Here is a 7503-nt window from a genome sequence, read left to right as displayed (position 1 = left end):
GGGCGGCCTGCTGGCTCCCGTCACCGGCCTCGTGTCGGGCCTGACCGGCGCGCTCGGCTCGGCAGCCGGCGCGGCGACCGGCGGCGCGGCCACCTCGGGCACCGGCACCACGGTGGCCGGGTTGAGCGGCTCGAGCAGCACCACCAGCACCAGCGGTTCGGGCGGCGGCCTGCTCTCGCCCGTGACCTCGCTGGTCGGCGGCCTGCTCGGCGGCGGCAAGCACTAAGCATCGACCACATAGACCAAATAGCGTTAGGAGCCCAACCATGAACTCGATCCACTCGACCCCGTCGGCGCAGCGCGTCGCACGCCTTGCCCTGACCGTGATCGCGGCCGCCACCCTGTCCGCGCTCGCGGCCTGCGGCGGCAGCGACGTGACCACCGCCGGCGGCGGCAACAACACGCCGCAGGGCACCAGCGGCGGCACCACCACCAGCGGCACCAGCTCGTCCTCGAGCAGCGGCACCACGGGCCTGCTGAGCACCACCGGCAAGACCGTCAGCGACCTCGGCAACACCATCGGCTCGGTCAGCATCCCCGGCCTGAGCAGCGGCGTCACGCAAGGCCTCGGCAACAGCGTGTCGGGCGTCGGCACGGTGGTCGGCGCGGCGGCCGACGCGCTGTCCAACGGCCTCGGCCAGATCGGTACGACCGCCAACCCGGTGGGCACCACGGTCGCCGGCCTGGGCAACGTGGTCAGCGCCGCCGGCACCACGGTGGCCGGCCTCGGCCAGACCGTGACCTCGCTCGGCACCGGCCAGCTGTCGGCGCTCTCGCCGATCACCACGCCGCTGGGCACCCTGCTCAACACGGTCGCCAACGGCGTGCAGGCCGGCGGCATGACGCTCGGCACGGTGCTCTCCTCGGGCCCGGTCACGGCCGTCACGCAACCGATCAGCTCGGCCATCACGCCGATCGTCACCACGGTCGGCCAGACCACCCAGACGGTGGGCGCGGCCACCGGCCTCGGCGCCCCGGTCTCGGGCCTGCTGCAGCAACTGGGCGGCGCGGTCGCCTCGGTCGGCACCAAGATCGGCAGCACCTCCTCGCAGCCGCTGGTCGGCGACGTCGGCACCCTGGTCTCGTCGATCGGCAATACCGTCAGCAATGCCGGCGGCCTGGTCAACGCCTCGGGCCCGAATGGCGCGAACCCGATCTCGGGGCTCATCACCAGCCTGGTGGGCAGCTCCACCGTGACGGTCGCCAACGGCTCGTCGAGCGGCAGCCCCGCGAGCAATCCGCTCACCGGCCTGCTCGGCTCGCTGGGCGGCGCCACCGGCGGCACGGGTGCGGGCGGCCTGCTCGCGCCGGTCACGGGCGTGGTCTCCTCGCTCACCGGCGCGCTCGGTTCGGCCACCAGTGGCGCGGGCGGCACAGGCAGCGCGAATCCGCTCGCGCCGGTCACTGGATTGCTGAATACTGTCACCGGGACGCTCGGCAGCGCGACGGGCGGGGCCAGCACCTCGGGCAGCGGCGCCGCCGGCTCGCTGCTCTCGCCGGTCACCACCCTGGTCGGTTCGCTGACCTCGACGCTGGGCTCGGCCACCTCGGGCGCCGGCGGCGGCTCCACCGGCCTGCTCGCGCCGGTGACGGGCCTGCTCGGCACGCTGGGCAGCGTCGGAAAGTAAGGCAGCATCCGTGCGTGCCGGCGGGAGGCACGCACGGTCATCACCAGTTGCACGGGACGGGCGGCATCGCGATGCCGCCCGTTCGCAGTAGAAAACTAAAAGCTGGCCTACGAGGACTTACCCATAATGAGATCCACTCACCAGGTTTGGACGATGCTGTTCGCGCTTGCCGCGACAGCCGCCGGTCCCGCGCATGCACAGAGCCGCCCCGCCGGCAACCCGCTCGAATCGCTGCCGCAGATCAACGCCCCGCAGCGCTCGACGGTGACGGTCCAGGTCGAGCCGCAGGCGCAACAGGTGCAGGAGCTGCTGGCCCGCCATCTCACGCCCTCGACGATCCGCATCGAGGGCGTCAAGTCGATTCCCTTCGATCTCGTGTCCGCCCGCTTCACGCCGCTGGTCGGCAAGGACGTCACGATCGGCCAGTTGATCGAGACCGCCAACGGCGTGACCAAGCTCTACCAGGAACGCGGTTATGCGCTGTCGTTCGCCTTCGTGCCGGCGCAGACCTTCGAGGACGGCGTGGTGCGCATCACGGTGGTCGAGGGCTTCGTCTCCGACGTGCAGATCACCGGCAAGCCCGGTGCGATGGAATCGAAGCTGCGCGCGGTGGCGGCCCACATCACGGCCGACCGGCCGCTGCGCAAGGACACCTTCGAGCGCTACGTGAACACTTTCGGCCTGCTGCCCGGCATCACCGTGAAGGCCAACGTGCCGCCGCCGCAGAACACCGACGGCGCCACCACCATGACGCTGGACGTGTCGCGCAAGCCGATCAACATCAGCAGCGGCATCGCCACCACCAATCCCGGCGTGCAGGGCGTGTTCACCGTCACCGAGAGCGGCCTCACCTCGCTGGGCGAGCAGCTGAGCATCTCGGCGCTCGCGCCCAAGGGGCCGAACAACGTCACCTACGTGGCAGCCAGCGCGGCGGTGCCGATCGGCAGCAACGGCTGGACCGCGCGCGTCGATGCCACCCACTATCGCGGCAATCCCACCGACAACCCGGGCCTGCCGTCCTACGTGAAGCGCACGGTGGTCAACGACAAGATCGGTATTTCGACCTCCTACCCGATCCTGCTCAACAACCAGCGCAGCCTGCTGGCCACCGTGTCCGGTTATGCCTCGCACAGCGTGGACAACTACCAGAATCAGATCGGCGGGCAGTTCATCGGCCTGCGCTCGCAGGTGCGCGTGCTGCAGGCGCAGATGGACTACACCGCCGTGCGGACGAGTTCGGTCACCAAGCTGAGCTTCAACGTGGCGAAGGCCTTCGACATCCTGGGCGCCTCGAAATCGGGCGAGACGAACATCCCCGGCACGGTCCAGAACAACCCGGCCTCGATCACCTTCGTGCGCACCGGCGGCACCGTCGTGCAGAGCAACCAGTGGCCCTTCAAGATCGGCACGACCGTTCAGCTGACCGGCCAGTTCAGTCCCGTGTCGCTGCCGACCACCGAGCAGATCGCGTTCGGCGCGCAGCGTTTCGCGCTCGGCTACGAGCCCGGCGAAACCTCCGGCGATTCGGGCTGGGGCATGTCGGCCGAGATCAACCGCCAGTTCTCGGTCGGCTACGCGTACCTGAAGTCGATCACGCCGTATATCGCCTACGACATGGCGCGCGTCTACCTGCATGCGGGCACGCCCCTGCCGAATCGCCTGTCCTCGGTCGGCATCGGCATTCGCGTGTCGGACGGCCAGCACTACAACCTCGACCTGAACGTGGCGAAGGCGATCGGCGACGCCCCGATCGAAAGCGCCTCACGCAGCCCGCGCATCAATGCGTCGTTCTCCTACCAACTGAACTGACCCCGGCCGCCGGCCCGCGCGCCCGAGGCGCGCGCGGGCCGTCTCGATTAGAGGCACCTCTATCAGACGCGGCAGTGGCTTTGACGTATTCTCCGAAGAGCTTTCCGGCGGGCCCGGCCTCGATGCAGGACGGGCCGGCGCCGAGAAATCCCACGAAAAAGACAAGCTATCCAAGGAGGAAGACAATGCGCCATTTCACTCTTTCGCTGCGCAAGCTCGCCGTCGGCGGTGCCCTGCTGGCGGCCGCATGCAGCGCCTTCGCCCAGGCCGACAGCCCGATCGGCACCTGGCAGACGATCGACGATCACACCGGCAACCCGAAGGCCCTCGTGCAGATCTCGCAGGACAGCAATGGCGCGCTCTCCGGCGTGGTGACCAAGGGCCTGGGCGCGAACGACACGCCCGACCGCCGTTGCACGGCCTGCACGGACGAGCGCAAGGATCAGTTGATCAAGGGCATGACGATCATCAAGGACATGCAGAAGGATGGCGATCACTGGGACGGCGGCAACATCCTCGATCCGGAGAACGGCAAGGTCTACAAGTGCAAGATGACGCTGGAGGATGGCGGCCAGAAGCTGGTGGTGCGCGGCTATATCGGCGTCTCGCTGCTCGGTCGTTCACAGACCTGGGTGCGCCAGCAATAAGCCGACGGGATGCGACACCTTGCGTGTCGCATGATGCGGGACGTGGATGGGATAGAGCGACCGCGCGCGGATTTCGAAGGGAGGCCGCGCCACGCTCAGGCGCCGGAATGGGGATCTGACGGGGACGGCCTGCGCGGCTCCGGGCGCGGTTCCGCGCAGGCTACGTGGATGCGGTTCGGCACGAGGGCGTGCCGGATTTCGGCGGCGCGGGAGTGGACGTGCTTGCGCATGCGCACCGTGACGGTTTCGTAGAGATCGTCGCAATCCGGCCCGAACAGCTCGTTCAGCACCGCGTGCAGCGTGCCTGATTCATACCAGAGCATGAAACGGCGATGGCAGGTTTGGTAAGCCGGATAGCGGCGAGGAATCGCCGACCATGATGCGCAACTGAAGATCACCCAGAGCACACCGTTGAGCACGTCGCGTGCGTCGGCAAGAGGACGCCCGCGCAACTCCTTGCGCGGGCGCAATTCAGGCAGCAAGCGGGCAACACGTTGCCACTCGCTGTCGGTGATGTCTCGATACGGCCTCATGTCACCCCTCCGATTACGGGAACAGGACCAAGATATCGAGCCGGAATCGCCATGAATATTGGACGATTCCGAAAATTGCAGGGCGCCCCGGATCGATCCGACGCAGCCGGTGACGCGCCCGGACGGCGGGGCGGCGCCCGCCCCGGGGCTCAGGTCAGCGAGGTATCGACCACGCGCCGCGGCGTCTCCAGATATTCCAGCGACTGCATCTCGACGATGCGCGAGACAGTGCGGCTGAATTCGTTGGCCATCGGGCCTTCCACGTAGAGCTCCTCGGCCGGCACCGCGGCCGACATCAGCAGCTTCACCTTGTGGTCGTAGAGCACGTCGATCAGCCAGGTGAAGCGGCGCGCCTCGGAGGCCATGCGCGGCGACATCTGCGGCACCTCGGAGAGCACGATCGCGTGGAAGCGCGAGGCCAGCTCGAGATAGTCGTTCTGCGAGCGCGGGCCACCGCACAAGGTCGCGAAATCGAACCAGACCACCCCGTCTGCCTTGCGCAGCGCCTTCAGTTCGCGCTTCTCGATATGCAGCAGCGGGCTCTCGTCGGGCACCGCCGCGAGCCTGGCGAAGGCGCTGCGCAGCTCGCGGTCGGCCTCGGCGCCGAGCGGCGTGTGATACATCTTCACCTGGGTCAGTGTGCGCTGGCGGTAGTCGACGCCGGCATCGACGTTCATCACGTCGAGCTTCTGCTTGATCAGCGCGATCGCGGGCAGCATGCGGTCGCGATGCAGGCCGTCCGGGTAGAGCAGGTCCGGATCGTAGTTCGAGGTCATCACGAACTGCACGCCGTTGGTGAACAGCCGGTCCAGCAGGCGGTAGAGGATCATCGCGTCGGCGATGTCCGAGACGTGGAACTCGTCGAAGCAGATCAGGCGGTAGCGCTTGGCGATGCGGCGCGCGAGTTCGTCGAGCGGATCGGCCTGCCCTTTCAATTCCTCGAGCTCGCGATGCACCTCGCGCATGAATTCGTGGAAGTGCAGGCGCGTCTTGCGCTGCACCGGCACCACGGCGTAGAAGCTGTCCATCAGGAAGCTCTTGCCACGGCCCACGCCACCCCACATGTAGACGCCCTTGGGCAGTTCCGGCCGGATAACGAGCTTCTTGAACGCGTTCGAGCGACGCGCCTTGTAGGCGACCCATTCGTCGAAGCATTGCTGCAGGCGCGTGATCGCGACACGCTGCGCGGTATCGGCCTGGTAGCCGCGCGCGCCCAGTTCGCGCTCGTAGTATTCGGTGACGTTCATCATGCAAACCGGAAAAACCAAAGGCGAGCGGAAAACTCCCGCCCGCCTTCGGCATCAAACGGCAGCGCCGGCCGGCCAGCAGGGCCGGCGCGGCGCCGTGGCGGCCCGAAGGCCGCCTCGATCAGCTGTTCAGCGAACGCTTGTCGGCGGCCAGGGCCGCTTCGCGCAGCACTTCCGACAGCGACGGGTGCGCGTGGCAAATCCGGGCGATGTCTTCCGACGCCGCCTTGAACTCCATCGCCACCACGGCTTCGGCGATCAGGTCCGAGGCGTTGGCCGAGATGATGTGCACGCCCAGCACTTCGTCGGTCTTCGCGTCGGCGATCACCTTGGCGAAGCCTTCCGGCGCGTTCATACCCAGCGCGCGGCCGTTGATCGAGAACGGGAACTTGCCCGCCTTGATCTCGCGGCCCTCGGCCTTCAGCTGCTGCTCGGTCTTGCCGACCCAGGCGATTTCCGGCGAGGTGTAGATCACCCACGGAATGCAGTTGTAGTCGATATGCGGCTTCTGGCCGTCGATCACTTCCGCGACCAGCACGCCTTCGTCCTCGGCCTTGTGCGCGAGCATCGGGCCGCGCACCACGTCGCCGATCGCGTAGACGTTCGGCACCGCGGTACGGCAGTGGTCGTCGACGTCGATGAAGCCGCGCTCGTTGGCCTTCAGGCCGATCGACTCGAGGCCGAGGTTGTCGGTGTTCGGCACGCGGCCGATCGACACGATCAGGCGGTCGGCTTCCAGCGTCTTGGCCGCGCCGTCCTTGTCCGTGTAGGCGATCGACACGCCCGCGTCCGAGGTCTTCACCTCGCCGATCTTCACGCCGAGGTTGATGTCCAGGCCTTGCTTCTTGAGCAGCTTGGCGGCTTCCTTGGCGACGGCTTCGTCGGCCGCGGCGAGGAACGCCGGCAGCGCTTCGAGCACCGTCACTTCGGCGCCCAGGCGGCGCCACACCGAACCGAGCTCCAGGCCGATCACGCCGGCGCCGATCACGGCCAGCTTCTTGGGCACCGTCTCGAAGGTCAGCGCGCCTTCGTTGTCGGCGACGATCTTGCCGTCGACCGGCAGGTTCGGCAGGTGGCGTGCCTTCGAACCGGTCGCGATGATCACGTTCCTGGCCGTCACGACTTCGGTCTCGCCTTCGCCGCTGACCTCGATCTGCACGCCGGCGTCGGTCTTGCCGGTGAACTTGCCATGGCCCTTGAGCCAGGTGATCTTGTTCTTCTTGAACAGGTACTCGATGCCGCCCGTCATCTTCTCGACGATGGCGTCCTTGCGGGCCAGCATCTTGGCGGTGTCGATCTTCACGTCGCCCACCGTGATGCCGTGGTCGGCCAGGTGGTGCGAGGTCTTCTCGAACTCTTCCGAGGAGGCCAGCAGCGCCTTCGACGGAATACAGCCGACGTTCAGGCAGGTACCGCCGAGCTTGAGCGCCCCGGCCGGGTTCTTCCACTTCTCGATACAGGCAACCGTCTTGCCGAGTTGCGCGGCGCGCACCGCGGCGATGTAGCCGCCGGGGCCGGCGCCGATCACGACGACGTCAAATTCCTTGGACATGACTATCCTTCTCTGTTGCCCCGCGCGCGGCGGCACGTCCTGCGTGCGCCGCGCGACCTGGGCGATTCAATGCGGGAAAGGCTGGGC

7 protein-coding genes are annotated in these 7503 nt (G+C 67.7%); 4 read left to right on the top strand and 3 right to left on the bottom strand.

Annotation, left to right across the window (positions count from 1 at the left end):
- From F3J18_RS23395 to F3J18_RS23380, 4 genes are all read left to right on the top strand, one after another.
- Window positions 1-226 (top strand): hypothetical protein (locus F3J18_RS23395; RefSeq protein ID WP_205195540.1); only part of this gene is annotated, 226 nt, incomplete at its 5' end.
- A 40-nt stretch (window positions 227-266) separates the two neighbouring features.
- Window positions 267-1628, top strand: a complete 1362-nt coding sequence (locus F3J18_RS23390) for a collagen-like triple helix repeat-containing protein (RefSeq protein WP_166914502.1) — start codon at window positions 267-269, stop codon at window positions 1626-1628.
- Window positions 1629-1754: 126 nt separating this feature from the next.
- Window positions 1755-3437, top strand: coding sequence for a POTRA domain-containing protein (locus tag F3J18_RS23385; RefSeq protein WP_029951248.1), 1683 nt, complete (start codon window positions 1755-1757; stop codon window positions 3435-3437).
- Between the two features lie 185 nt (window positions 3438-3622).
- Window positions 3623-4084, top strand: coding sequence for a DUF2147 domain-containing protein (locus F3J18_RS23380; protein ID WP_025101212.1), 462 nt, complete (start codon window positions 3623-3625; stop codon window positions 4082-4084).
- A gap of 95 nt (window positions 4085-4179) precedes the next feature.
- Here the strand turns inward: F3J18_RS23380 and F3J18_RS23375 are convergent, their stop codons facing one another.
- The 3 genes from F3J18_RS23375 to lpdA form a co-directional block, all read right to left on the bottom strand.
- Window positions 4180-4617: a transposase gene (locus F3J18_RS23375; protein ID WP_166914500.1), complete on the bottom strand. Its 438-nt coding sequence runs from the start codon at window positions 4615-4617 to the stop codon at window positions 4180-4182.
- A 149-nt stretch (window positions 4618-4766) separates the two neighbouring features.
- Window positions 4767-5864 (bottom strand): cell division protein ZapE, encoded by a 1098-nt coding sequence (gene zapE, locus F3J18_RS23370; RefSeq protein ID WP_025101214.1) that lies wholly within the window; start codon window positions 5862-5864, stop codon window positions 4767-4769.
- 121 nt (window positions 5865-5985) lie between these two features.
- Window positions 5986-7416 carry a dihydrolipoyl dehydrogenase gene (gene lpdA, locus F3J18_RS23365; protein ID WP_025101215.1) on the bottom strand — a complete coding sequence of 477 codons (1431 nt, stop codon included), beginning with the start codon at window positions 7414-7416 and terminating at the stop codon, window positions 5986-5988.
- Between the last annotated feature and the right edge of the window lie 87 nt (window positions 7417-7503).

Origin of the sequence: Burkholderia sp. Ax-1720, assembly GCF_011753035.1 — a bacterium.
Lineage (GTDB): Bacteria > Pseudomonadota > Gammaproteobacteria > Burkholderiales > Burkholderiaceae > Burkholderia > Burkholderia gladioli.
The sequence above is the reverse complement of the archived record's forward strand: the minus strand, read 5'-3'. Positions and strand labels throughout refer to the sequence as shown.

Coding starts and splice junctions, on each gene's coding strand:
- zapE (WP_025101214.1), bottom strand. CDS start 5,864: ATGAACGTCACCGAATACTACGAGCGCGAACTGGGCGCGCGCGGCTAC.
- F3J18_RS23390 (WP_166914502.1), top strand. CDS start 267: ATGAACTCGATCCACTCGACCCCGTCGGCGCAGCGCGTCGCACGCCTT.
- F3J18_RS23385 (WP_029951248.1), top strand. CDS start 1,755: ATGAGATCCACTCACCAGGTTTGGACGATGCTGTTCGCGCTTGCCGCG.
- F3J18_RS23380 (WP_025101212.1), top strand. CDS start 3,623: ATGCGCCATTTCACTCTTTCGCTGCGCAAGCTCGCCGTCGGCGGTGCC.
- lpdA (WP_025101215.1), bottom strand. CDS start 7,416: ATGTCCAAGGAATTTGACGTCGTCGTGATCGGCGCCGGCCCCGGCGGC.
- F3J18_RS23375 (WP_166914500.1), bottom strand. CDS start 4,617: ATGAGGCCGTATCGAGACATCACCGACAGCGAGTGGCAACGTGTTGCC.